General features: G+C 66.5%; 20 protein-coding genes and 1 pseudogene. 10 read left to right on the top strand and 11 right to left on the bottom strand.

Annotated elements, in window-relative coordinates; translation table 11 throughout:
• The first annotated feature begins 20 nt into the window (after positions 1–20).
• The 4 genes from ACZY0B_RS15080 (at position 21) to ACZY0B_RS15065 (ending at position 3,866) form a co-directional block, all read left to right on the top strand.
• Complete coding sequence (locus ACZY0B_RS15080) at positions 21–1,829, top strand: ABC transporter substrate-binding protein/permease (protein ID WP_463764929.1); 1,809 nt, start codon at positions 21–23, stop codon at positions 1,827–1,829.
• Positions 1,826–2,575 carry an amino acid ABC transporter ATP-binding protein gene (locus ACZY0B_RS15075; protein ID WP_463764928.1) on the top strand — a complete coding sequence of 250 codons (750 nt, stop codon included), beginning with the start codon at positions 1,826–1,828 and terminating at the stop codon, positions 2,573–2,575. Before ACZY0B_RS15080 ends, ACZY0B_RS15075 begins: the two co-directional genes overlap by 4 nt.
• A gap of 64 nt (positions 2,576–2,639) precedes the next feature.
• Complete coding sequence (locus tag ACZY0B_RS15070) at positions 2,640–3,146, top strand: MarR family winged helix-turn-helix transcriptional regulator (RefSeq protein WP_463764927.1); 507 nt, start codon at positions 2,640–2,642, stop codon at positions 3,144–3,146.
• A gap of 48 nt (positions 3,147–3,194) precedes the next feature.
• Positions 3,195–3,866: an SDR family oxidoreductase gene (locus ACZY0B_RS15065; RefSeq protein ID WP_463764926.1), complete on the top strand. Its 672-nt coding sequence runs from the start codon at positions 3,195–3,197 to the stop codon at positions 3,864–3,866.
• 7 nt (positions 3,867–3,873) lie between these two features.
• Here ACZY0B_RS15065 and leuS read toward each other — a convergent pair whose 3' ends face one another.
• Complete coding sequence (gene leuS / locus ACZY0B_RS15060; RefSeq protein WP_463764925.1) at positions 3,874–6,780, bottom strand: leucine--tRNA ligase; 2,907 nt, start codon at positions 6,778–6,780, stop codon at positions 3,874–3,876.
• 189 nt (positions 6,781–6,969) lie between these two features.
• Between leuS and ACZY0B_RS15055 the strand changes: the two genes are divergently transcribed.
• The 3 genes from ACZY0B_RS15055 (at position 6,970) to ACZY0B_RS15045 (ending at position 9,517) form a co-directional block, all read left to right on the top strand.
• Positions 6,970–8,058 carry an LpqN/LpqT family lipoprotein gene (locus ACZY0B_RS15055; RefSeq protein ID WP_463764924.1) on the top strand — a complete coding sequence of 363 codons (1,089 nt, stop codon included), beginning with the start codon at positions 6,970–6,972 and terminating at the stop codon, positions 8,056–8,058.
• A 68-nt stretch (positions 8,059–8,126) separates the two neighbouring features.
• Positions 8,127–8,468 carry a hypothetical protein gene (locus ACZY0B_RS15050; protein ID WP_463764923.1) on the top strand — a complete coding sequence of 114 codons (342 nt, stop codon included), beginning with the start codon at positions 8,127–8,129 and terminating at the stop codon, positions 8,466–8,468.
• Between the two features lie 35 nt (positions 8,469–8,503).
• On the top strand, positions 8,504–9,517 hold the full coding sequence (locus ACZY0B_RS15045; protein ID WP_463764922.1) for a bile acid:sodium symporter family protein: 1,014 nt from the start codon (positions 8,504–8,506) through the stop codon (positions 9,515–9,517).
• Here ACZY0B_RS15045 and ACZY0B_RS15040 read toward each other — a convergent pair.
• Positions 9,514–10,122 (bottom strand): YqgE/AlgH family protein, encoded by a 609-nt coding sequence (locus ACZY0B_RS15040; RefSeq protein ID WP_463764921.1) that lies wholly within the window; start codon positions 10,120–10,122, stop codon positions 9,514–9,516. The genes ACZY0B_RS15045 and ACZY0B_RS15040 overlap by 4 nt on opposite strands.
• Positions 10,123–10,262: 140 nt before the next feature.
• Here ACZY0B_RS15040 and ACZY0B_RS15035 point away from each other — a divergent pair, with 140 nt between their 5' ends.
• Both ACZY0B_RS15035 and ACZY0B_RS15030 read left to right on the top strand, forming a co-directional pair.
• Complete coding sequence (locus ACZY0B_RS15035; RefSeq protein ID WP_463764955.1) at positions 10,263–11,549, top strand: MFS transporter; 1,287 nt, start codon at positions 10,263–10,265, stop codon at positions 11,547–11,549.
• 10 nt (positions 11,550–11,559) lie between these two features.
• Complete coding sequence (locus ACZY0B_RS15030) at positions 11,560–12,333, top strand: TIGR03084 family metal-binding protein (protein WP_463764920.1); 774 nt, start codon at positions 11,560–11,562, stop codon at positions 12,331–12,333.
• Positions 12,334–12,403: 70 nt separating this feature from the next.
• Here ACZY0B_RS15030 and ACZY0B_RS15025 read toward each other — a convergent pair whose 3' ends face one another.
• The 7 genes and pseudogenes from ACZY0B_RS15025 to ACZY0B_RS14995 all read right to left on the bottom strand — a co-directional run.
• The gene (locus ACZY0B_RS15025) at positions 12,404–13,606 is read right to left on the bottom strand and encodes a PPE domain-containing protein (RefSeq protein ID WP_463764919.1); all 1,203 of its coding nucleotides are present in this window, start codon (positions 13,604–13,606) and stop codon (positions 12,404–12,406) included.
• A 6-nt stretch (positions 13,607–13,612) separates the two neighbouring features.
• Positions 13,613–13,918, bottom strand: coding sequence for a PE domain-containing protein (locus tag ACZY0B_RS15020; RefSeq protein WP_463764918.1), 306 nt, complete (start codon positions 13,916–13,918; stop codon positions 13,613–13,615).
• A 178-nt stretch (positions 13,919–14,096) separates the two neighbouring features.
• Positions 14,097–18,176, bottom strand: coding sequence for a type VII secretion protein EccCa (eccCa, locus tag ACZY0B_RS15015; RefSeq protein WP_463764917.1), 4,080 nt, complete (start codon positions 18,174–18,176; stop codon positions 14,097–14,099).
• 6 nt (positions 18,177–18,182) lie between these two features.
• Complete coding sequence (eccB, locus tag ACZY0B_RS15010; protein ID WP_463764954.1) at positions 18,183–19,679, bottom strand: type VII secretion protein EccB; 1,497 nt, start codon at positions 19,677–19,679, stop codon at positions 18,183–18,185.
• A gap of 51 nt (positions 19,680–19,730) precedes the next feature.
• The gene (locus ACZY0B_RS15005; protein WP_463764916.1) at positions 19,731–20,051 is read right to left on the bottom strand and encodes a DUF2710 family protein; all 321 of its coding nucleotides are present in this window, start codon (positions 20,049–20,051) and stop codon (positions 19,731–19,733) included.
• A 69-nt stretch (positions 20,052–20,120) separates the two neighbouring features.
• Positions 20,121–21,317, bottom strand: coding sequence for a DUF5631 domain-containing protein (locus ACZY0B_RS15000; protein ID WP_463764953.1), 1,197 nt, complete (start codon positions 21,315–21,317; stop codon positions 20,121–20,123).
• A gap of 23 nt (positions 21,318–21,340) precedes the next feature.
• A pseudogene (locus ACZY0B_RS14995) lies at positions 21,341–21,674 on the bottom strand (hypothetical protein); the annotation flags it as partial.
• An 82-nt stretch (positions 21,675–21,756) separates the two neighbouring features.
• On the opposite strand from ACZY0B_RS14995, the gene ACZY0B_RS14990 reads away from it, so the two are divergent.
• On the top strand, positions 21,757–21,900 hold the full coding sequence (locus ACZY0B_RS14990) for a hypothetical protein (RefSeq protein WP_463764915.1): 144 nt from the start codon (positions 21,757–21,759) through the stop codon (positions 21,898–21,900).
• Positions 21,901–21,910: 10 nt separating this feature from the next.
• On the opposite strand, the gene ACZY0B_RS14985 is transcribed toward ACZY0B_RS14990, so the two are convergent.
• Together ACZY0B_RS14985 and ACZY0B_RS14980 are read right to left on the bottom strand one after the other, a co-directional pair.
• The gene (locus ACZY0B_RS14985) at positions 21,911–22,222 is read right to left on the bottom strand and encodes a DUF2694 family protein (protein WP_463764914.1); all 312 of its coding nucleotides are present in this window, start codon (positions 22,220–22,222) and stop codon (positions 21,911–21,913) included.
• Complete coding sequence (locus ACZY0B_RS14980; RefSeq protein ID WP_463764913.1) at positions 22,219–22,536, bottom strand: ESX-1 secretion-associated protein; 318 nt, start codon at positions 22,534–22,536, stop codon at positions 22,219–22,221. The genes ACZY0B_RS14985 and ACZY0B_RS14980 overlap by 4 nt, the downstream gene beginning before the upstream one ends.
• Between the last annotated feature and the right edge of the window lie 30 nt (positions 22,537–22,566).

Here is a 22,566-nt window from a genome sequence, read left to right as displayed (position 1 = left end):
CGGTCGATAGCGTGGCGGTGATGAATCCGTGCGAAAGCCCGCGCGCCAAGCGCGGCGCCAAGCTGTTCGGACTGGCCACGACAATTCTGATCGTGTGCGGCCTGGTGCTGGCCGCACCCGCGCTCGCCGATAGGAACCAATGCGCGCCGGGCGGATCCGACAGCGCGACCGCCTTGCCGAAAGACCTGGCCACCGTCGGCGGCGTCGGTCAGGACGCCGACCACACGACGCCAACCGTCGAGCCGCTCAGCGCCGTGAACGTCGACGCGTTAGGCCTCGGCACGCCGGGCGTCCTGAACGTCGGCACGCTGTCGGACGCCCCGCCGTCCGTCTGCGTCGACGCCACCGGCACCTTCAGCGGCTTCGACAATCAGCTGCTGGGCGCCATCGCGAAAAAGCTGCGCCTGCAAGTCCGTTTCGCCAGCACGGATTTCTCCGCGCTGCTGGCCCAGGTGGCGTCGCGGCGCTTCGACGTCGGCTCGGCGTCGGTGAAAGCCACGGCCGCCCGGCGTCGCACGGTCGGGTTTACCAACGGCTACGACTTCGGCTACTACGCGCTGATCGTGCCGCCCGGATCACCGATCAAGGCCTTCAGTGATCTCGCCGAGGGGCAACGTATCGGGGTAGTTCAGGGCACCGTCGAGGAGTCCTATGTCGTCGACACCCTGCACCTGCAACCGGTGAAGTATCCCGGCTTCGCCACCGTGTACGGCAGCCTCAAGACGCACCAACTCGACGCGTGGGTAGCGCCGGCGGCCCTGGCGGCCAACGTGATGCGGCCCGGCGATCCGGCGGTGGTCGTCGCGAATGCCTTCAGCCCCGGCGACTTCGTCGGCTACGCGGTCGCCAACGACAACCCGCCGCTGATCGCTGCCCTGAACTCTGGGCTGGACGCGGTTATTGCCGACGGCACCTGGGCGAAGCTGTATTCCGAATGGGTCCCGCGGCCGCTGCCGCCGGGCTGGAAACCCGGATCGAAAGCCGCGCCGACTCCACAGCTGCCGGACTTCGCCGCGATCGCGGCGAGCAATCACCATAAGCCGGTGGGCCCGGCGGCCCCGAAATCCACGCTCGCGCAACTGCGTGACCAGTTTCTGGACTGGGATCTCTACAAACAAGCCATCCCCGCTCTGCTCACGACCGGGCTGCCCAACACGCTGATCCTGACCAACAGCGCCATCGTGATCGGGCTGGCGCTCGGCATGGTGCTGGCCATGGCCGGCATGTCGCAGTCGCGCTGGCTACGCTGGCCGGCGCGGATCTACACCGATATCTTCCGGGGTCTACCTGAAGTGGTGATCATCCTGATCATCGGGATGGGCATCGGACCGCTGGTCGGCGGGCTGACCAACAACAACCCCTATCCGTTGGGCATCGCCGCGCTGGGGCTGATGGCTGCCGCTTACATCGGGGAGATCCTGCGCTCGGGAATTCAGAGCGTCGACGCCGGCCAGCTGGAAGCCGCACGGGCACTTGGATTCAGTTATCCGGCCGCGATGCGGCTGGTGGTGGTGCCACAGGGCATCCGGCGAGTACTGCCGGCTCTGGTCAATCAGTTCATCGCGTTGTTGAAGGGCTCGGCACTGGTGTACTTCCTGGGCCTCGTCGCCCAGCAACGAGAGCTGTTTCAGGTGGGCCGCGACCTCAACGCGCAAACCGGCAATTTGTCACCGCTGGTGGCCGCGGGTCTGTTCTATCTGTTATTGACTGTTCCGTTAACGCATTTGGTGAACTACATCGACATCCGGCTGCGCCGCGGCAGTCCCGCCAACGAGTCGGAGGACCCGGCGACGATGGTCACCTCCACACTCGGCCAGGGCATGATATGACCGCCGGCACCGCAGCGCGGGCGTCAGTCTCTTTGGAAGCCAAGGACATTCACAAGACCCTCGGCGGGACGAAGGTGCTGCGCGGCGTCACGTTCGACGCTCCGGCGGGCAGCACAGTGGCCGTCATCGGCCCTTCTGGCTCGGGTAAGTCGACGCTGCTGCGTGCCCTGAATCGACTACACGAACCCGATAGTGGCGACATCCTGCTCGACGGGCGGTCGGTGCTGGACGACGATCCCGACGAGCTGCGCCAGCGCATCGGCATGGTGTTCCAGAATTACAACCTGTTCCCGCATCTGAGCATCCTCAAGAACGTCGCTCTGGGACCGCGCAAGTTGCGCGGGCTGTCCGCGGACGCCGCCCGTGAGCTCGCGCTGACTCAGCTGGAGCGAGTTGGCCTGAAGCACAAGGCCGGTGCCCGCCCCGGCATGCTGTCCGGTGGCCAACAGCAACGGGTTGCGATTGCCCGTGCGCTTGCCATGGCTCCAGAGGTGATGTTCTTCGACGAGGCGACTTCCGCGCTGGATCCGGAGATGGTCAAGGGCGCTCTCCAGCTCATCGCCGACCTCGGCGCCGGCGGCATGACGATGATCGTGGTAACGCACGAAATGGGTTTCGCCCGGTCGGCTTCGGACACCGTCGTGTTCATGGATCAGGGCAAAGTCGTGGAATCCGGCCCGCCAGAGCAGATATTCGAGGCCGCCAAGACCGAGCGGCTGCAGCGATTCCTGTCCCAAGTGCTTTGACGGGCTACAAATAGTCGCCGTAGCTACCTTGTACGCCACCCATATCGGGTTAGACTGCCGACTTATGGCGGACAGCGAATCCACCGCGGCCGAGGTGACCGAGCTTGCGGAAGGCTTGCACCGCGCGCTGTCCAAACTGTTTTCGATACTGCGCCGTGGCGACCCGAGCGGAGTAGTCGCCGGCGAACTGACATTGGCACAGCTGTCGATTCTGGTCACGCTCCTCGATCAAGGCCCGATCCGGATGACGGACCTGGCCGCGCACGAACGGGTGCGGACCCCCACCACGACCGTGGCGATCCGCCGGCTGGAGAAGATCGGTCTGGTGAAGCGCTCTCGCGATCCGTCCGACCTGCGCGCCGTGCTGGTCGACATCACCCCGCGCGGGCGGGCCGTGCACGCCGAGTCGCTCGCCAACCGGCGCGCCGCCCTGGCCGCGATGCTGAGCCAACTTCCCGAGTCCGACCTGAACCTGCTGACCAAGGCACTGGCGCCGCTGGAACGCCTGGCCTTGGGCGAGCCGACCTCGGGCCCCGCCGGAGGAGAATCCCCCGCCCGCAAGCGTGCGTGAAAGTACCTGCTTTCCAACGGCATTGGTGATGTCCGTAGACTGACCTGCATGCCAACTGCACTCATCACTGGTGCCGGCGGCGGTATCGGTTCCGCCATCGCCACAGCGCTGGCCCCGACGCATACGCTGCTGCTGGCCGGTCGGCCCTCCGATCGGCTCGACGCCGTCGCGGAACGGCTCGGCGCCACCACCTTCCCACTGGACCTTACCGACATCGACGAGATCGAGGCCGCCTGCGAAATCGTCGACGAGCTCGACGTACTGGTACATAACGCGGGGCTGTCCGTCCCGGGACGGGTCGCCGAATCGCATGTCGACGAATGGCGCGCCACTTTCAACGTGAATGTCTTTGGTGCGGTGGCTCTTACGCTGGAGCTGTTACCCGCCCTGCGAAGCGCCCGGGGTCAGGTCGTGTTCATCAACTCCGGGGCGGGCCGTACGGTTTCTCCTGGTATGGCGTCGTATTCGGCCAGCAAATTCGCGTTGCGCGCGTTCGCCGACTCACTGCGCGCCGACGAGCCGGGCCTGCGGGTCACCACGATATTTCCGGGCCGCACGGACACCGAGATGCAACGCGAGCTCATCGCGTTCGAGGGCGGCGAGTACGACGCCGCCGACTTCTTGCGGCCCGAGACGGTCGCCGCGGCCGTCGCCCAGACCGTGGCGATGCCACGCGACGGCCACGTCCACGAGGTAGTGCTGCGGCCGCGCCGGCGTTAGTCGGCGTTCAGACCACCAGGTTGACCAGCCGGCCGGCGACCACGATCACCTTGCGGGGCGCGGCACCGGCCAGGAACGCCTGGACCTTCTCATCCCCCAGCGCCGCGGCTTTCAGCGTGTCCTCATCGGCGTCGGCGGCCACCACCACACGCCCGCGCACCTTGCCGTTGACCTGCACCGGGTACTCGACGGTGTCGTCGACGAGATAGGCGGGGTCGGCGTCCGGAAACGGGCCGTGCGCCAACGGAGTGCTGTGCCCCAACCGCGACCACAGCTCCTCGGCCATGTGCGGGGCCAGCGGTGCCAGCATCAGCACCAGCGGCTCGACCGCCGTCCGCGGCACCGCGTCGCGATGCGCCTTGGTCAGGTGGTTGGTGTACTCGATCAGCTTGGCCGCCGCGGTGTTATTCCGCAGGGCCGTATAGTCTTCCGCAACACCTTCGATGGTGCGGTGCAGTGCGCGCAGGGTCTCGGTGTCCAGCTGCTCCTGCGTATCCGCTACCCGGGATTCGCCGGTGCTCTCGTCGACCACCAGCCGCCACACTCGCTGCAGAAAGCGGTGCGCGCCAACGACGTCCTTGGTGGCCCAAGGCCGGGAAGCTTCCAGCGGGCCCATCGACATCTCGTACACCCGCAGGGTGTCCGCGCCGTATTCGTCGCAGATCATGTCGGGAGATATCGAATTCTTCAGACTCTTACCGATTTTGCCGAATTCCTGAAAGACCTCGATGTCGCCGTCGGGTCCCGGATAGAAGAATTTGCCGTCGCGCTCGCTCACTTGCTCGGCCGCAACGTAGGAGCCGCGGTCGTCGGTATAGGCGAACGCCTGGATGTAGCCCTGGTTGACCAGCCTGCGGTACGGCTCACGAGAGCTCACGTGACCCAGGTCGTAGAGGACCTTGTGCCAGAACCGGCAATACAGCAGGTGCAGCACCGCATGCTCAGCGCCGCCGACGTACAGGTCGACGCCGCCGGGATCGTCCGGACCGTGCTCGGCGGGCCGCGGCCCCATCCAATAGGCCTCGTTCTCCTTGGCGCAGAATCGTTCTGAGTTGTGCGGGTCGGTGTACCGCAGTTCGTACCAGGAACTGGCGGCCCACTGCGGCATCACGTTGGTGTCGCGCGAGTAGGACTTCAACCCGTCGCCGAGATCCAACTCGACGTGCACCCAGTCGGTGGCTTTGGCCAGCGGCGGCGACGGCTCACTGTCGGCGTCATCGGGGTCGAAGGACACCGGCGAATAGTCTGGCACGTCGGGCAGTTCGACCGGCAGCGCGGCCTCGTCCAGCGGATGCGCGCGGCCGTCGCTGTCGTAAACGATCGGGAATGGTTCGCCCCAGTACCGCTGACGCGCGAAAAGCCAGTCCCGCAGCTTGAATTCGATGCGGGCACGGCCGCGGCCCTCGGATTCCAGGCGCGCGGTGATGGCCTCCTTGGCGGCTGCCACGTTCATGCCATCGAGATAGCCGGAATTCACCAGCACACCGTCACCCGCGTAGGCGGCTTCCGAAATATCGCCCCCGGCAATCACTTCCACGATCGGCAGGTGCAACGCGTTGGCGAAATCCCAGTCACGCTGATCGTGGCCGGGCACCGCCATAATGGCCCCGGTGCCGTAGCCCACCAACACGTAGTCGGCGATGAAGATAGGCACCGGTTTACCGTTGGCCGGATTTGTCGCGTAGCTGCCCAGGAAGACGCCGGTCTTCTCCCTGCTCTCCTGGCGCTCGAGGTCTGACTTCGTGCCGATCGCGCGCCGGTAGGCCGCGACGGCGTCCCCCGGTGTGGCGGCGCCGTAGGTCCAGCTGGGGTCGACGCCGTCCGGCCAGGCGGTGGCGACCAGGTCGTCCACCAGGTCATGTTCGGGCGCGAGCACCAGATAGGTCGCGCCGAACAAGGTGTCGGGGCGGGTGGTGAACACGTCGATGTCGACGATGTCGCCGCCGGTCGTCATCGCCGAGAACAACGCCTCGGCACCGGTGGAGCGGCCAATCCAGTTGCGTTGCATGGCCTTTACCTGATCCGGCCAGTCCAGCACCTCCAGATCATCGAGCAGCCGATCGGAGTAGGCGGTGATCCGCATCATCCACTGCCGCAGCCGTTTCCGGAAGACCGGGAAGTTCCCGCGGTCACTGCGTCCGTCGGAGGTGACTTCTTCGTTCGCCAGCACCGTGCCCAGCCCGGGGCACCAGTTCACCATCGAGTCGGCGCGGTAAACCAGTCGGTGGCTGTCGATCACATCGGCGCGCTCCCCCACCGACAATGTCGCCCAGTCCCGGCCGTCGTCGAGACGGCGGGCACCGGAATCGAATTCGGCGATCAGCTCGGCGATCGGACGGGCTTTGGCGGCCGCGGTGTCGAACCACGCGTTGTAGATCTGCAGAAAGATCCATTGCGTCCACTTATAGAACTCGACGTCGGTGGTCGAGAAGGATCGCCGACTGTCGTGCCCGAGACCCAGCCTGCCCAGCTGACGGCGGAAGTTGACGATGTTGGCCTCGGTCCTGCTGCGCGGATGGGTGCCGGTTTGCACCGCGTACTGCTCGGCGGGCAGTCCGAAAGCATCAAACCCCAAGGCGTGCAAAACATTACGGCCGATCATCCGGAAATAGCGCGCGTATACGTCCGTCGCGATGTAGCCCAGGGGGTGCCCGACGTGCAGCCCGTCGCCCGACGGATACGGGAACATGTCCTGCACGAACAACTTGTCGTCGGGTACCGGCGCGCCGTCCGTCGGCGCCAACGACCCGACCGGGTTGGGCACATTGAACGTCCCGAGCCTGGCCCAGTTGGCCTGCCAGGTGCCCTCGATCCGGCCGGCCAGCTCCGCGGTGTAACGGTATGGCGGCGCGTCGGACTCCGTCTGGGCACCCGCAGGGTCGCTCCGAGACGAGGCGGTCGGCGATTCGGTCACGTGAACAGCGTATAAGGGCCGACTTGCCAAGCCCGCCGGCCACAGGTTGATAAAGGTTGCATTGCGCGACGGTCAGGGGTTCATCCCAGCTCTATTTCGGCCCTGTCCAGTGCGTTTGACCTCTGGTTACAGTCAGCCTCTATACGTGCGGATGCTGGTGGACCCAGCCATTCGGAAGGACCGACAGAGATGACTCAGATCGCCGCCCCCTGGCGCGCAGTCGCAGGCGGTTTCGCCGCCAGTGTGATCGGGTTCGCCCTATTTTCGGGTGCTATGGCCTCGGCCGATCCTCTCGTTCCCGTGCCACCCGGCCCCATCGTCCCGGTGCCGGCGAACCAGTACATCCCGGCGGCTCCGGGTGCGGCCAACAGCAACCGGTTCCTCCCCACCCCGCCGGCGGCCAATCCGTTCGCCCCGCCCGGCCTCGCCGCCGCCCCCAACAGCGCCGCGACTCCGGCCGCGACGCCTAACGCCGCCGCGGTTGCACCGGCGCCGCAGACCGTCACCCCGGCGGCCTCCGGAACGCTGCGCGACTACTTGGGTTCGAAGGGCGTCAAGCTGGAGCCGCAGAAGCCGCAGGCATTCAAGGCCCTCGACATCACGCTGCCGGTGCCGGCCCGCTGGACCCAGGTGCCCGACCCCAATGTGCCCGATGCGTTCGCGGTGATCGCTGACCGGCAAGGCAGCAGCGTCTACACCTCAAATGCGCAGGTCGTGGTGTACAAACTGGTCGGCACCTTCGATCCCAGGGAAGCCATCTCCCACGGCTACGTCGACAGCCAGAAACTGCTGGCCTGGCAGTCCACCAACGCGTCGATGGCCGATTTCGACGGCTTCCCGTCGTCGGTTATCGAGGGCACGTACCGCGAGGGCGACATGACGCTGAACACCTCGCGCCGTCACGTCCTCGCCACGTCGGGCCACGACACGTACCTAGTGTCGCTGTCGGTGACCACCGACCGTGCGGTGGCCGTCTCAGACGCGCCCGCCACCGACGCCATCATCAACGGGTTCCAGGTGGCCGCGCCCGGGGCCGCCGCACCGACCCCCGCTCCCGCCCAGGCCCCGGCTGCTGCACCCGTCGGCGTCCCGGCGCAGACACCCGCGCCCGCTCCCGCCGCGGTTCCCGCACAAGCACCGGTCGGCGCGCCGACCCGGCTTCCCGCCCAGATGGCCGTGCCCAACCAGCTGCCCTCCCCGCAGCCCACGCCCAACCTGTTGGCCCTGGTGCCTGGGCTGCCGCCGCTGCCGAACTTCAGTAACCTCGGCTCGCGCTAATTCGGCGCCGGCACAAGCGCTGTGGAGCCCGGCGCGCGGATAGATGACCGGGCTCGTATTGTGAGGCCATGCTGATCGCTGGGGTGGTGTGTGTTTGTGCGGCGGTCGCTTCCGCCGGGTTCGGGACTTGGTCGCTCTCTCACAACAACACTGCCGGTGCCACTCAGGTCGCGTTGCGCGCCATGGCGCCGACGCAGTTGGCGGCCGCGGTGATGCTGACCGCCGGCGGTGTGGTGGCGCTCGCCGCATCCGCGCACACCGCGTTTGTGGTGCTGATCGTCTGCGTGGCCGGCGCCCTCGGCACGCTGGCCGCCGGCTCGTGGCAAAGCGCCCGCTTCGCGCTGCGCCGGGAGGCAGCGGCACCCAGTTGCGCCGGCGAGTGCATCGCCTGCACGCAGTCCTGCCACTGAGGAATTCCCGCCGGCGTTACGCCGTGCGGTAGCCCATGCTCACACGCCTGCCGACGATCCTCGATCCATTCCTGCTGGCCCTAGCGGCAACCGTGACGCTTGCTGCCCTCCTGCCCGCGCACGGCGACGCCGCCGGCGCCGCCGAGACCGCCGCTACGTCCGCGGTCGCACTGCTTTTCTTCTTGTACGGCGCGCGGTTGTCGCCGCAGCAGGCCTGGCACGGCGTCCGGCAATGGCGATTGCACCTGCTGGTGCTGGCCACTACATTCGTGCTGTTCCCGCTGCTGGGCCTGGCCGCTCGAGCATTGGTGCCCTCCGTTCTGACGATCGACCTGTACCACGGCGTCCTGTTCATGTGTCTCGTCCCGTCGACCGTGCAGTCGTCGATCGCGTTCACTTCGATTGCGCGGGGCCACGTTTCCGCCGCCATCGTCAGCGCGTCGTTGTCGAACATCCTTGGCATCGTGCTGACCCCGCTGCTGGTGGTGCTGCTGATGAACACCAGCGGCGCAATCCGGGTGGACGGTAGTTCGATCCGCAACATCGTGCTGCAGCTCTTAGTGCCATTCGCCGCCGGCCAGCTGGTGCGGCCCTGGATCACCGGGTTGATCGCCCGCTATGCGGCGGTGCTCAAGGTCGTCGACCGGGGGTCCATCCTGCTGGTCGTGTACACGGCCTTTTCGATGGGCATGGTGCAGGGCGTCTGGGTCAGCGTCGACGTGTGGCGCTTGATCTTGGTTTCCCTGGTCGCCGCCGCGCTGCTGGCCGTCGTGCTGGCTGCCACCACGGTGATCGGCCGGCTCGCCCAGCTGGACCGCGGCGACGCGATCGTGCTGCTGTTCTGCGGGTCCAAGAAGAGCCTGGCATCCGGGCTGCCGATGGCGTTGGTGTTTTTCCCCGCAGCGACCGTCGGCCTGACCATGCTGCCGCTGATGATCTTCCACCAGATCCAGCTTGTGGTCTGCGCGATGATTGCCAGCAGGCTGGCACGCGACGCTGATGCAACGTCGTCGCAGTCAGCGCCGACGGAGGTGGGGGAGGAGCGCTAGTTCCGGCTGACGTCGATCGGGTGGGTGGCGAGCAGCGACAGCGGCAGCGGCTGTCGGCGCAGGACCTGCCCCCACAGGTCCTCCTTCGCACCAACGAGAACGTCAGATGGCAATGCCGACAACACAATCCAGTCGTCGCGCTCGATCTCACCTTCGAGCTGACCGATGGTCCAGCCCGAGTATCCCGCGTAGATCCGGACTCCCTCGATCAGCGGCGCAATCACATCGGGCTCCGCGTCGAGGTCGACCATCACGATCCGGCCGGACACATGCCGCAAGCCCGGCACACCCTGTGGGTCGGCGCCGATCCGCAACGCCGCCAGACACAGGGCCGCGTCGCGCTTCACCGGTCCACCGATGAACATCGTCTTCGGCTTGGCGGCCATCTTGGCCCACTGCGGCAACACGTTGTAGACGGCGGTCTCGCTGGAACGGTTGAGCACCACGCCCAGGGTGCCGCCGTCGTTATGCTCGACGATGTAGATGACGCTGCGCCGAAACGTCGGTTCGAGAAGGTCGGTATTGGCAAGCAGCAAAGTACCCGCACGCACCCGCTGGGCAGCGGGTGCGATGTAGTCTTCGGGATCTTCCGGCGGCGGCATCAATCCATCATCGCACTCCCGTAGCATCGCTCGGCACAAACAAACGCCGCCCGTAAATATTTGTACTGTTACTACAGCGACGTCGAGTGCGACCATCCTTATCCAGCCCAATCGTGGAAGTCGGTTCTGTGTTCCAAACCCGGATGCACTCGCGCGCACCCGTCGAACTCTGGCAGTCGGTGCGCGCAATGCCGGATCTGCGGCGGGTGATTAAGCTGCGCATGGCGAGTCAGTTCGGTGATGGCCTCTTCCAGGCGACGGTGGCCGGCGCGCTGCTTTTCAACCCGGACCGGGCGGCCGACCCCTTGTCGATCGCGTTCGCATTCGCGGTTCTGTTCCTGCCCTATTCGCTGCTGGGACCGTTCGCCGGGGCGTTGATGGACCGCTGGGACCGGCGGTGGGTGCTGGTCGGGGCCAACTTGTGCCGCCTGGCCCTGATCATCGTGATCGGCACGATTCTGGCGGTGCGCGCCGGCGAGGTTCCGCTGCTGCTGGGGGCGCTGCTCTTCAACGGCTTTTCGCGATTCGTGGCCTCGGGCCTGTCGGCATCGCTGCCGCACGTGGTGCCGCGCGAACAGGTGGTGACGATGAACTCGCTCGCCACCGCCTCGGGCGCCATCGCGGCGTTCTTCGGCGCCAACTTCATGCTCATACCCCGGTGGTTCGTCGGCGGTAGCGATCGGGGCGCGTCCGTCATCATCCTCACGGCGTTGATTCCGGTGTCGGTCGCGTTGTTGCTGTCCCTGCGGTTCGGACCCCGGGTGCTCGGGCCGGACGACACCAAGCGGGCAATCCACGGATCGGTCGTCTATGCAGTGATCACCGGGTGGCTGCACGGCGTGCGCACGGTGGTGTCCACGCCGACGGTCGCCGCCGCCCTGTCCGGCTTGGCGTCACACCGGATGGTGGTGGGCATCAACTCGCTGGTGATCCTGTTGCTGGTCCATCACACCAAGAACCTGGCGGTCGGCGGATTGGGTATCGCGCTGGTGTTCTTCGCCGCCTCGGGGCTCGGGTCCTTCCTCGCCACCCTGCTGACCCCGCCCACGGTGCGTCGTTGGGGGCGTTACGCCGCGGTGAACGGTGCGCTGATCGCGGCCGCGCTGATCGAGCTGTCCGGGGCTGGACTGATGCTGCCGGTCATGGTGGCGTGCAGCTTCTTCCTTGGTGTTACCGGCCAGATGATCAAGCTGTGCGCCGACTCGGCGATGCAGATGGACGTCGACGACGCCCTGCGCGGCCATGTGTTCGCGGTGCAGGACGCGCTGTTCTGGGTCTCGTTCATCGTCTCGATCACGGTGGCCGCGATGGTGATCCCCGCCGACGGGCATGCGCCCACGTTCGTGATGTTCGGCTCGGCGCTGTACCTGGCCGGGCTTGCCGTGCACAGTCTCGTGGGCCGGCGCGGTCAGCCGGTGACCAGTCGCTAAGGAGGACGTGATGGCGGATCCCGGGCCGATGGTGGCCGACCTGCGTGCCGAGAGCGACGACCTCGACGCGCTGGTCGCACCACTCGCCGCGGAGCGCTGGGCCGACCCGACGCCGTCGCCGGGCTGGACCGTCGCCCATCAGATCGGGCACCTGTTGTGGACCGATCGGGTCGCCCTGGTCTCGGTCACCGACGAGGCGGGGTTCGCCGAGGTGCTAGCCGAAGCGATGCAGGACCCCGTCGGCTTTGTCGACGCGGGCGCTGAAGAACTGGCCGCCATGCCGCCGGACGAGCTGCTGAGCGATTGGCGGACCACCCGGCAGCGGTTGCACGACGCGCTGCTCAAGGTGGATGCGAGCCGGAAATTACCGTGGTTCGGGCCGCCGATGAGCCCGGCGTCGATGGCTACCGCCCGGTTGATGGAGACCTGGGCACACGGGCTGGACGTCGCCGACGCGCTTGGTGTCAAACGGGCGCCGACCGAGCGGCTGTACTCGATCGCCCATCTGGGGGTTCGCACCCGCGACTACGCGTTCGTGGTCAACGAGCTGGTGCCGCCGTCCGAGCCGTTTCGGGTCGAGCTGAGCGCGCCCGGCGGCGACACCTGGTCCTGGGGTCCGGCGGATGCCGCCCAGCGGGTCGCGGGCGCCGCGGAGGACTTCTGCTTCTTGGTCACCCAGCGGCGTCCGCTGAGTGCGCTCGACATCACCGCGCACGGTCCCGACGCGCAGCGCTGGGTGGAGATCGCCCAAGCCTTCGCCGGCCCGCCCGGCCCCGGGCGATAAACGCGCCAGCGTGAGGAGAGCCGGGGCCATCCACTCAAGGCCCGGACGGTAAGCACTAGGGGAGTGCGGATTACGTTTCGTCGGTCGGATCGCCGCCGACGACGACTCGGGCGCGGGTCACGTCCTTGTCGGCCTGGCCTTCCTTGCCCTGCCCCAGCATGCCGGCCGGCGACATCGGCATCGCCGAGCCGCCCATCCCGGTTCCCGTCGGGGAGGTGGGACCGCGTAGCTCGGAGGCATTGAGCACGCCCGCGCGAAGGCTGGTCGGTCTGCCGCCGGCCTCCGGCTCAAAGCTGCTGGTCGGACGGGTGTAGCTGGTCAACCCGGCGCCCGGGAAGCCGCCACCTGCACCCACGCCGCCGCCAGCCCCTCCGCCAAGCGGACCGGTCGCCCCGGCCAGAAAGGGCTCGGCGGCGGCGCCGGCCGCTCCGGCATTGCCTCCGCCCGCCGACGAAAACGCGCTCGTCATCGACTGAAGCAACCCCTGCGGCATGCTAGCCATCCCCTGGAACGCATCCATCGGGGCCTTGACGGCCTGCTGTAGCGGTTCCATCACGCCGGAGATCATTTGCATCGGCGTCTGCATGAGTGAACTGAGCTGGCTGCCGCCCTCGGCGGGTGCGGATGCTGCCTCTCCCGCACCCTGCGTCGCCTGGCTGGACACCTGCGTCGCGCCGTTCATCCCAGCCTGAGCCGCCGCCTGGCCGACGGCCGAGGCCGCCGCTGCCGGGCCGGCAGGGGAGGCGCCCATCGGGGCGATCGGCGGGGGAACCGCGAGCGCCGCGACGAGGGCAGCCAGCGCACCCGAGTAGGTCCAGCCGATGCTCGAGTTGTGCGGCCAGTGTTCGCCGTAGTACTCGCCGTCCCGCTCAGCCATCCCGGGGGTGTTCTGCCCGAAGAAGTTCGTGTCGAGCAATGCCTTCCACTCGACCCGGTTGGTCGTCGACACCAGCGACGGGATGATCGACGACCGCGCGATCATGAACGCCTCCACGGCGGCCGTGGTGACGCCAATCTTCTCCGCGGTCCAACCCACCAGCGTATGCAGTCCGGCATTGAGCCCGGTCGAGGTAACCATCGACGCGAGTGCACCCACGCCCTGCCACTGCGCCGCCGTGGCAAGAGCGTTGACGCTGGAAAGACCGGCCGCCAGTTCCTTATTCGTGGTCTCGGTGATCCAGACCGCATTGTTGGCGAGCACCGATGCCGGGTTGCCCGCCTCGAAGATCGCAGCGATTCCCTCGGGCGGACCCGTCCACCTGGGATCAGGCATCGTCGGTTAGATAGCGCTCGCGGCGGCGTTGGCTAGCTCAACCATGCTCGTGGTAGCCGATGCCAGGCCCTGTGCGCCTGAGAAGGCGGACCGCTGCCCGGCGTGCTCACTAGCGGTGGCGATGTAGGCCGCACCCGCCGCGTTCAGCGCGGCGGCGAATTCCACAGAGTCAGCGTCCGGTGCCATCGGCAGCACACCGGTCAGCGCCGCCGCGCCTGCGGCGGTCGTTGCCGACATTTCCTCGCTGATCGCGCCTTCGGTCGCCGACGACAAGTCAACGCCGCCCGGCACCATTCCGAATGTCCCAGTCATTTTGCCCTCCGTATTTCTCAATGCCCGGATGCATCCGTAGGGGTATACCCCTTTGGCTGGCTCCCCACCAGGCAAGTTGTGCCCGCCGATAGCACGCGGAATGGACCGATTCTATGGTGGCCGCTGGCAGGTGTCGATTCACCTTTTCTGCCGCCCCGCCCGCAAGCCGAAGATCGGCCTATTCCGGCGTTCCTACCAGCACACCTTCGATCGCTCCGTCGGTGGTGACGAGCAGCCCGCGCCCCGGCGGCAGTTGCTGAGCGCCGACCCTGCCGAACACCTTTACCATCGCCGGGTCGTTGTCCATGAATAGCGTCGGCGCCCGCGAACTGGTCATCTTTTGCAGGAACGGATTCGTCACTGAGATACCCGCCCAGTTTCCGGGCAACCGCGAGGCAATTACGTGCAGGCCCATCTCGCGACTGCGTTCGATCAATCCCCACAGCGGCGCGCTCGCGGCAGCCTTGCCGATCGCGCCATGCGGACGGAGTTCCTGCTCGTCGTCGATCAGCAGGAATTGGTGCGGCCCGTCCCAGGTGCTCCTGGAAAGCAACTCCTCTTGGCTCAGACCCGAGGGGGGAAGACGGTCGCGCATCATCGCCGCCAATTCCTCGATCACGGCATCGATATCGTCGGCGGTATAGGCGTACGCCCGCACATGCGGTCCGCGGATTTTCCCAATCAGCGATGTCTTGGGATCGATGATGGTGATCTGCGCCTGCTCGGGAGTGAACCGGCTCATCACCGCCTGACCGAAGGCAGCCAGGGTCGTGGTCTTGCCGCACCCCTGGCGGCCCAGCACCAACATGTTGGGCACCACCCGGGTCGGCAAATACGTTGCCTGCAAGGCGCTTTCGCCGATGGCGAAGGGAACGTTGAACGGGTCCGACGCGACATCGGTCGACGCGAACGCGGCGATGATCTGGGCCAGCTCGATCCGTTCGGGCAGTCGCGCCAACTTCTCCAGCCGGCCGACACCGGTCACCTCGGCAATGACGGCACCGAGTTGCCGCGTCGGCACCCGTTCCCCGGTGGCGGTCGTGATCTCCGGCACCCCGATCAGCACCTCGTGGCCCTCCCGGGTAACCCCGAACCCCGGCCGGTCCAGTGTGTTGCGGGCGGCCCTCCGCCGCTCGAGGCCTTCGCCCATCTGGGTTTCGTCGGGGTTGCTGAGCCGCAGCTGAATACGCGCATTCGATACGTTGACCAGCGCCTGTTTCTGCCCGACCAGCCACGCCGTAGCAGTGGTCGCGATGTGGACCCCGTAGGACAAGCCCTGGCGGGCGATCGCGACCAAGCGGTCTCCCATCGCGGAGTCCTTGTCGTACAGGTCGCTGAAGTTGTCGACGACGAGGAAGACATCACCGAACTTGTCGGCGGGATCGGTTCCGCCTTCCCGCTCGGTGCCGAATCGACGTTCCCGGAATTCGGAGATGTCGATTTGGTACTGCTTGAACGCCGCCTCCCGCGCCAGGATCAGGCCCTCGATCGACGCGACGGTTCGCGAAACGCCCTCGTTGTCCGTTTGGCTGACGACGGACGCCACGTGCGGCAGTTCTTCGACCGGATACAGCGAGGCGCCGATGCAGAAAAACGTGACGCGTTCGGGTCGGTACATCAACGCCGCGGAGGTGATCAACGCCATCAACGTCGTCGACTTTCCGCGCTGAGCCGTCGCGACCACCATGATGTTGTCCATCTCGGCATCGACGGCGTGCACGCGCTGCGCGTGGTCTTCGGGGATGTCGACCACGCCGACCGGGAACACCAAGCCGGGGTTCTGCCCGTAGTCGACGTACCATGGCTTGCGCCGCCAGCTGGCCACCAGCACGTCCATCGGCTCACTGACTTCCAAAGGCGGAAGCCAGATTTGGTGAGGTGGTCGCGCGCCGTGCGCCATCAGCGACTCGCGGATGACGTCGACCAACTTCTTCTTCCGGAAACCGTCGGCGTGGAACAGGAACTCGTCGGGCTCTTCGGGCTCATCGGCGACGGCCAGGGCTTCGCTGTCCGCCTCGCTGAGTGGCTGGTAGGCCCAGGTCAACGACCGCGGCTGCGAAAAGCTCACGTCCACCGTCTTGTTCACGTTGACGACCCGCTTGGGCACCACGAACGGCGCGGACACGTAGAAGCAGCGGAACTGCTCCAAATCGCGTGGCCCGACCTTGAGTAGCGCGTAGCCGTTCTCCTTCGACGGCAGGTGTAGCGCTGCGTCGCTACCGATCACGTCGCGGGAGTCCTCCGCGGTCTCAGCGCGCAGCGCCACCCGAAAGGCGATGTTGCTCTTGACTTTACTGAGCGACGACAGATCCAGCCGCTGACCGCCGAGAGTGAAGAAGACGTTACAGCCGCGACCCTCCTGCCCGATGTGGATGACGAGATCGATCCACTCCGGGTGATGGATGAACAGCTCGAGATATTCGTCGATGATCACCAGCAGGATCGGTACCGGTTCCAGATCCCGCCCGGCGAGCCGCATTTCCTCATACTCGTTGGCGTCGCGCGCCCCAGCTTCGTTGAAAAGCCGGTAACGCCGGGCGATCTCGCCGTTGACTGCCTTGCGCATCCGCTCGGCCAGGTGCCGGTCGTCCTTGCCCAGGTTGGACAGCGAGCCCGCGACGTGGGGGAACCCCTGTAGGTCCTGGGCCGCCGATTCGAACTTCATGTCGACGAAGATCACGATGAACGTCTCGGGGGAGTGCGTCAACGCGATCCCGGTGCACAGCGACAGGAAGTACTCCGACTTGCCGGAACCGGATGTCCCGATCACCACCGAGTGAAAACCAAAACCGCCGAAGTCTTTGGCGCGCAAGATAACGTTCTGTAGCTCGCCGCCTTGCTTGACGCCCACGGGCATCATCGCCCATTTGTGGTCGCCACGGCCGCGGCTCTCACCCCAGAGTCTGTCGACGTCCAGTTCCCGCGGATCGCTGATTCCCAGCGCCCGCAGCAATTCGCCGCCCTGGCTGTCGGTCTCCGAGAGTTCTCCGGCGCTCATCGGGGACCAGCGCGCGAGTGCTCTTGCATACCGGTTGGCGGTGCTCTCGGCGAGCATGTCCGCCACGGCATAGAACGTGCCGCGGTGCATGAGCCTGCCTTCGCGCAGACTGAAACGCTCACTGTCGTCGGCGAATCCGACGCCCACGCTCGCGCGGGTGGCCAGCCGCAACACGGTGATGCCGGCCATGCCCTTCTGCCCGGTCACACCCTCCCACTGCTCGGGGGTGCCGACGTTGTCGTCGACGATCACCCAGTGCGGCCCCAGCGCCAGGCCGATGCTGGACTCGATGGGCGACGGCATCGACGTCGGGCTCATGCCGACCGGCGGCGTCCACGGGCCGCGGCCCTTGCGGTGCAGCTCGGCGTCGAGCGCCTCTTCCAGCTCGGTGGGGGAGGTGAACACCAACCGACGCAGTCCGCACGCGTCGAACATTTCGTCGTGCTGGTTGTGCGGCAACCACACCATCCACGACCACAACTCGGGATGGCGCGTCACCACCATGACCTTGAGATCGCTGGAGCTGTGGTAGACGGCAAGCGAGCACAGGATCGAGCGGGCAAGGCTGTGCAGCTCGCTTGGATCGTCACCGATGAAGCTGAAGCCGGGCTTCGACCGTAGGCTCAGAACCTTGCCGATACCCCGGATCTTGCTCTGCTCGAGGATGAAATCCCTCAGCGCGCCACCGGTTACGGGCTCCAGCTCTTCACCGATCGGAACGTCGGGCCACTGCAGCGACACCGCCGACTCGCTGGCTTGCTGGATACCGATCCCCAGGCGGACGTCGAGAAAGTCCCGGTCGGCGGGGCGCCGTTCCCACATCCGGGGGCCGCCGATGACCGTGTCCAGCTTCTGCGGATCGCCGTGCACGAAGAGCTGGCTGCGTCGCTGATCCTGGGCGGCGCGTTGCACCTCGTCGCGGTCCTCGTCGAGCTGGCGCAGATAGCTGCGCCGCTGTTTCTCCTGCTCGCCCCAGCTGATTCGGCGCCCCCGCCCGAAGCGCCCGCTGAACATCAGCGTGCCGAACCCGACCAGACCGATCATCGGGAAGAAGCCCGACTGCAGCGATCGAATCCCGGACGCGTACATCACCACCAAGGTGCCGATGATTCCGACGAGCAGCGCGGGCACCGCGATCATCAGCAGGATGTTGCGGGGTTCACGCTCGGGCAACGCCAACGGTGCGGCGACCGCGATGCGCACCGGTGGAACGTTCGGCGCCGGCTTGCGGCTGCCGCGGACGAAACCTCGTTTGGACATCGCTACTTAACCCCCGCCTGCCAGTTCATTGAGATCAGGAATTGGCGCCACGGCACCGCGTCCGGTGACAGCGTCGCGCGCCACCAGGGCGGCGTCACGCCCAATCGCGGGCCCGGTCGCGAAGGTACGCACGATCGGCCAGGGTGCTTGCACGGCCAGCCGTGGATCCAGCCCCAGCGCCTGCAAGGTCGGGTGATCCGATTGGATGCCGTATCGAACACCTTGCGGTGAAATCCAATACAAGCTTTCCCGGCTGTCGGCCGTCGCGACACCGCTGGTGGTCGTGACGAAGTTCGCCGCACCCGGTAGCACCAGTGTCTGTTGCGCCTCAGCGGAATTGGGGTCGCGGTCGTCGCGAACCAACCGAACCAGGCGGGAATCCTCGCCGATCGGAACCGGCAATCCTCGGCCGGTGAAGATCGTGATCCTGGCCTGCGGATCACCCGATTGCTTCTGCCATCCCACGCAGGTTGCCGGATTCGCCGCGGTGTCGACGAAATCCAGCTTCTCCGACGGGTAGTAGTCGACATCGAGCACGTCGACCACCGGGATTTGAATCAATTTGTCGGGCGCGACCAGGGTAGGCGTCGTCGAACCCTCTGAATCCGCGGTCCGCAACAGGTCCGCGACGAAGCTGGTGATTTTCTGCACGCCGTCCGGCAGCAGCACATAGAAGCCGTTGACCGTGCCGCTGGCGTCACGGGTTTCCAGCACCCTGCCCACGATCGAACCCGGCACCCAGCGCGACGGGGTCCCACGACCCGGAATCGCAGGCAGTACAAGGGGTTCCGTTGAGGGCATGGCGTCGAACAGGGCGTTGGAGATTTCGATCGGGTAGGTCACCCCGGGGTCGAGGCCGAGGTTGAATGTCACCGATCGGTCCGCTGGGTCGATGCGGGACCGTTGGCCTCGCCAGATCACATACGTCGCGCCCTTGTGCGTTGCCAGGATGGCCTGCTTGGGGCCCATCGGCTCCGACCGGCCGATGGGGGAGAGCTGGCCGGCGATGGAGGTCACCACCGGAGCGGTTCCACTGCCGCGGGCGGCTGCGGCGTCGCAGACCGACCACGCCGATTCGGCGCTCGCCGTGACCGGCAAGGTGTCGGGCGCACCGGGAATTCCGATGATCGGGCCGGTCGGATACTTGGCGATCTCGTTGGCTCTGACCCAGGTCGGAGAGCCGGCGCTGCCGACCGCCAGTCGTGCCGAAGTCAAGTTGAGCGCCGGGTAGAGCCGCCCGTTGATCTTCGCGTACACCGCGCCGGTATCGCGGTCGCCGATGATCGACGACTGGCCGACCAACCCGGACGGCTTCATGACATGGAGCAGCGCCATCCACCCGATGCCGATGACAACGAGCACGATCGACAGCGCCACGGCCGCTTGCTGTTTGCGGTCGTCGTGCTTCATCCGGACGGAAAACCGGGTGATCGCGGCACGCAGCCGCCGGTTGTAGAACAGGTGCCCCGAATTCTGGTCCCGGTTGGACAGATTGAGTGGCACGGTCATTACTCCTTCCGGCGGTCGATACAGAGTGCTGCATCGACACCGACATCAGTGCAGCTCGTCGCCGTACCTCGCCCGATTCTCGGCTTCTGCCTCCTCGCGAAGCGCCGCGATCGCGAGGTTCAACCTGTCAGCCAGCGCTGCGTGGGCGTAGCCGGCCATCACGCCCGGATGCAGCGTCAGCTCAACCAACTTGCCGTCGGAATTTGCCACGGCGCGAATATCCCCCAAGTCCACGCTGTACGTGATCGTCTCGGCTTGCGCGACAAGGGCTTCCCACTTGTCAGCCGCCTCGCTCAGTTCACGCAGAACCGCCTCGACGAGATCCTTGTCGCTCAGATTCGTGCGTCCGCCCGACCCCGACACCATGTCAGTATCATCGACCCCTCCAACCAGCGTCAATTCACGATTTTGGGGATTTGAGCGGCGTCTGCCCGATTACTCCGACGGGTCCGTGGTCCACTGGCTGGCCGGCGGCTCATCGAGCTTTTGGAACCACGCCAGGTGATAGTTGGCCGAGGTCGTGTCGCCGGCGACACTGCTTTCGGTCGCGGCCAGCAGCAGGCAATTGAGCAGGAGCGCAGACTCGGCGTCCGGATACTGGCTCAGGAGCTGGTAGCGGGCGGTGTCGAGATGCACCCGCAGCAGGTCGGCTTCCTCCTCCACGACACCAGTTCCCGCAGTGGAGGCTTTCGCCAAGGTGTGCACCAACCGTGGTATTCCGTCGCGCCAGTGCGTGAGTCGACCCAGCTCCCATCCCAGGTCTTCGACCGCGGGCAGCTCGCGCGCCCGCACCGAGGACTCCGTCTCGGCGAAGTCAGTCGACCGGCCCACCCGATCGCCGGGGGTATAGGTCGCGGTCCGGATCGCCTCGCTGAGCAGCGCCGGGGCTTTGCCGGCGCGCCGTCCGGGCGCCAACAATTGCACGCCCACCGGAAGCGCGATCCCCGAAGGGATCCAGCCGTGAGCGAGGTCGGTGACCAACAGCGTCGTGCCGTCCGCCAGGTCACCGACTGCCCAGTTCAGCCGTGGTTCTTGGCGCACCACGAACGCCAGCAGCCGGTGTAGTCGTTCCGCGTCGGATTCGGTGTCGACGGGGGCCGCCGGAGCTTCAGCAGGCTCTGGCTCGGGTTCCGCAGCTTCCGGCTCAGGCTCCGGCTCGGGTTCTGGTTCCGGCTCCGGCTCCGGCTCAGGCTCCGGCTCGGGTTCTGGTTCCGGCTCCGGCTCGGGCTCGGGCTCGGGCTCCGGCTCGGGCTCAGGTTCCGCCTCCGGCGCCGCCGGCACTGGGACGACCGCAGTGACAGCTGTTGACGGAAGTCGATGCCGGCCCACCGCAGGTTCGGACTCGTCGTCCTCATCGGCTGACACGTCCGCGACCGGCACCTCGGCAGCGGCCGCGGGCTCGTCGGCGACGGGTTCTGCCGTGACGACGGGGATGACCTGCGTCTGATCGAGCGTCGGATCAGCGATTGCGGGCTCTGCCGCGGCGACCACCGGGATGACTTGGGTTTCGTCGATCGTCGGCTCTCGGACGTCGGGCTCCGACGCCCGGACCGTGGGGATGACTTGCGTCCGCTCGATATCGGCCTCGCTGTAACGCCGCGCGACCTGCGCGGTTTGACGCCGCGCACGCATCTGCGCCTTCATCATGTCCAGTTGGCGAATTGTCGATTCCACTCGCCGCATGGCGCGGGCGCGGGCTTCGTCGATGACCTTGGCCTCCGCCGCGTGCCGGGTCGCATCGGTGAGTCCGGACCGCTTGACCATCCTCAGCTCGTCGTTGGCGCTGTTGGTGATTCGCTGCAAGTCCTTCTCGAGATACTGTGCGAGCGTGGCGGTTTCGTCGGTCGCCGTCGACAGTTCGGCAGGCCAAAGCCCACCGATCACCCAGGGGGTGCAATCGACAGGAGAGCTGAAGGCCGGCATCGACAGTGATTCCCGGGTAGCTCTCCGGAGGCGCTGGCGCGCCGTCTTTCGACCGAAGATCGCCACCGGGCCAGACTACCGATACCTGCCGAACGCTCATTACCAAAGGTGAATTGTGCGGGTGTGACGCGCTCGGTAGCGTAAGCCCATGGCTGATTCTGCGCTGCAGCAGCAACTCGACGAGGTGCGTGCCATGCTCGGCCGCGCACGAGAGTTGTTCGGCGCCAATCCCATCGAGCCACCGGGCGATATCGCACCGGACCCCGATGCCGCCAAAACTTGGCTGGTCTAGAGGCGGCGGGCTAGTCGGCGCCGTCGCGGCGGCGCAGTTTGTGCGCCAGCAGCTTCTCGATCGCCGCATCGAGGTCATTCGGGGTCGGAACCTCCGCCGACGGGGTGTGTCCGGCCGCCACGATCTCATCACGAACTTCAAGCAACGCTTTGAGCCAAGACACATCCGCGGTCAGCAGAATGCCCTGGGCCAGGGTCGCGGCGTCGGTATCCATCGCCTCTTCACTCAGCGCAACGCTGTGCATGTATCCGCCGCGACACGAGCGGACCAGGATGTGCCCACTCGGGTGAACGGTGTCGAACGCGGGATTGGCGTCTGTCATCTACCGCCGTCGACAATGCGGCCGAGTTGGCCGCCCGCATCTTGTTCATGCTGATCCCAAGTCCTGGCCGACACGGTCAAGTTGTGCGCCATATCGGCGTGGTCGTCCGCCTGCTGCTCGTAGCACTGTCGCCTGAGTTCAAGCAGTTCGCGTCCGGCGTCGCGAAGTTCACCGAAGATCGGCCCCAATGAGTCCAGGCTCTCCTGGATGGCGGCATGCGACGACGGAATGGTGCGCAAGTACTCGGAGGTTTCCTGATGACGCGCAGCGGCTTCACGTAAGTGCGCGGGCACCACATGGATTCGATCTGCCATCCGCTGTCTCCTGTTCCTGCGCCGCCGGCC

It is taken from the genome of Mycobacterium sp. IDUB_19, from assembly GCF_055419445.1.
The sequence above is the reverse complement of the archived record's forward strand: the minus strand, read 5'-3'. Positions and strand labels throughout refer to the sequence as shown.

Bases quoted from the DNA above. Each gene is read 5' to 3' on its own strand.
- ACZY0B_RS15080 (WP_463764929.1), top strand. From the start codon at position 21: ATGAATCCGTGCGAAAGCCCGCGCGCCAAGCGCGGCGCCAAGCTGTTC.
- ACZY0B_RS15075 (WP_463764928.1), top strand. From the start codon at position 1,826: ATGACCGCCGGCACCGCAGCGCGGGCGTCAGTCTCTTTGGAAGCCAAG.
- ACZY0B_RS15070 (WP_463764927.1), top strand. From the start codon at position 2,640: ATGGCGGACAGCGAATCCACCGCGGCCGAGGTGACCGAGCTTGCGGAA.
- ACZY0B_RS15065 (WP_463764926.1), top strand. From the start codon at position 3,195: ATGCCAACTGCACTCATCACTGGTGCCGGCGGCGGTATCGGTTCCGCC.
- ACZY0B_RS15055 (WP_463764924.1), top strand. From the start codon at position 6,970: ATGACTCAGATCGCCGCCCCCTGGCGCGCAGTCGCAGGCGGTTTCGCC.
- ACZY0B_RS15050 (WP_463764923.1), top strand. From the start codon at position 8,127: ATGCTGATCGCTGGGGTGGTGTGTGTTTGTGCGGCGGTCGCTTCCGCC.
- ACZY0B_RS15045 (WP_463764922.1), top strand. From the start codon at position 8,504: ATGCTCACACGCCTGCCGACGATCCTCGATCCATTCCTGCTGGCCCTA.
- ACZY0B_RS15035 (WP_463764955.1), top strand. From the start codon at position 10,263: ATGCACTCGCGCGCACCCGTCGAACTCTGGCAGTCGGTGCGCGCAATG.
- ACZY0B_RS15030 (WP_463764920.1), top strand. From the start codon at position 11,560: ATGGCGGATCCCGGGCCGATGGTGGCCGACCTGCGTGCCGAGAGCGAC.
- ACZY0B_RS15025 (WP_463764919.1), bottom strand. From the start codon at position 13,606: ATGCCTGATCCCAGGTGGACGGGTCCGCCCGAGGGAATCGCTGCGATC.
- ACZY0B_RS15020 (WP_463764918.1), bottom strand. From the start codon at position 13,918: ATGACTGGGACATTCGGAATGGTGCCGGGCGGCGTTGACTTGTCGTCG.
- eccCa (WP_463764917.1), bottom strand. From the start codon at position 18,176: ATGTCCAAACGAGGTTTCGTCCGCGGCAGCCGCAAGCCGGCGCCGAAC.
- ACZY0B_RS15005 (WP_463764916.1), bottom strand. From the start codon at position 20,051: ATGGTGTCGGGGTCGGGCGGACGCACGAATCTGAGCGACAAGGATCTC.
- ACZY0B_RS15000 (WP_463764953.1), bottom strand. From the start codon at position 21,317: ATGCGTGCGCGGCGTCAAACCGCGCAGGTCGCGCGGCGTTACAGCGAG.
- ACZY0B_RS14990 (WP_463764915.1), top strand. From the start codon at position 21,757: ATGGCTGATTCTGCGCTGCAGCAGCAACTCGACGAGGTGCGTGCCATG.
- ACZY0B_RS14985 (WP_463764914.1), bottom strand. From the start codon at position 22,222: ATGACAGACGCCAATCCCGCGTTCGACACCGTTCACCCGAGTGGGCAC.
- ACZY0B_RS14980 (WP_463764913.1), bottom strand. From the start codon at position 22,536: ATGGCAGATCGAATCCATGTGGTGCCCGCGCACTTACGTGAAGCCGCT.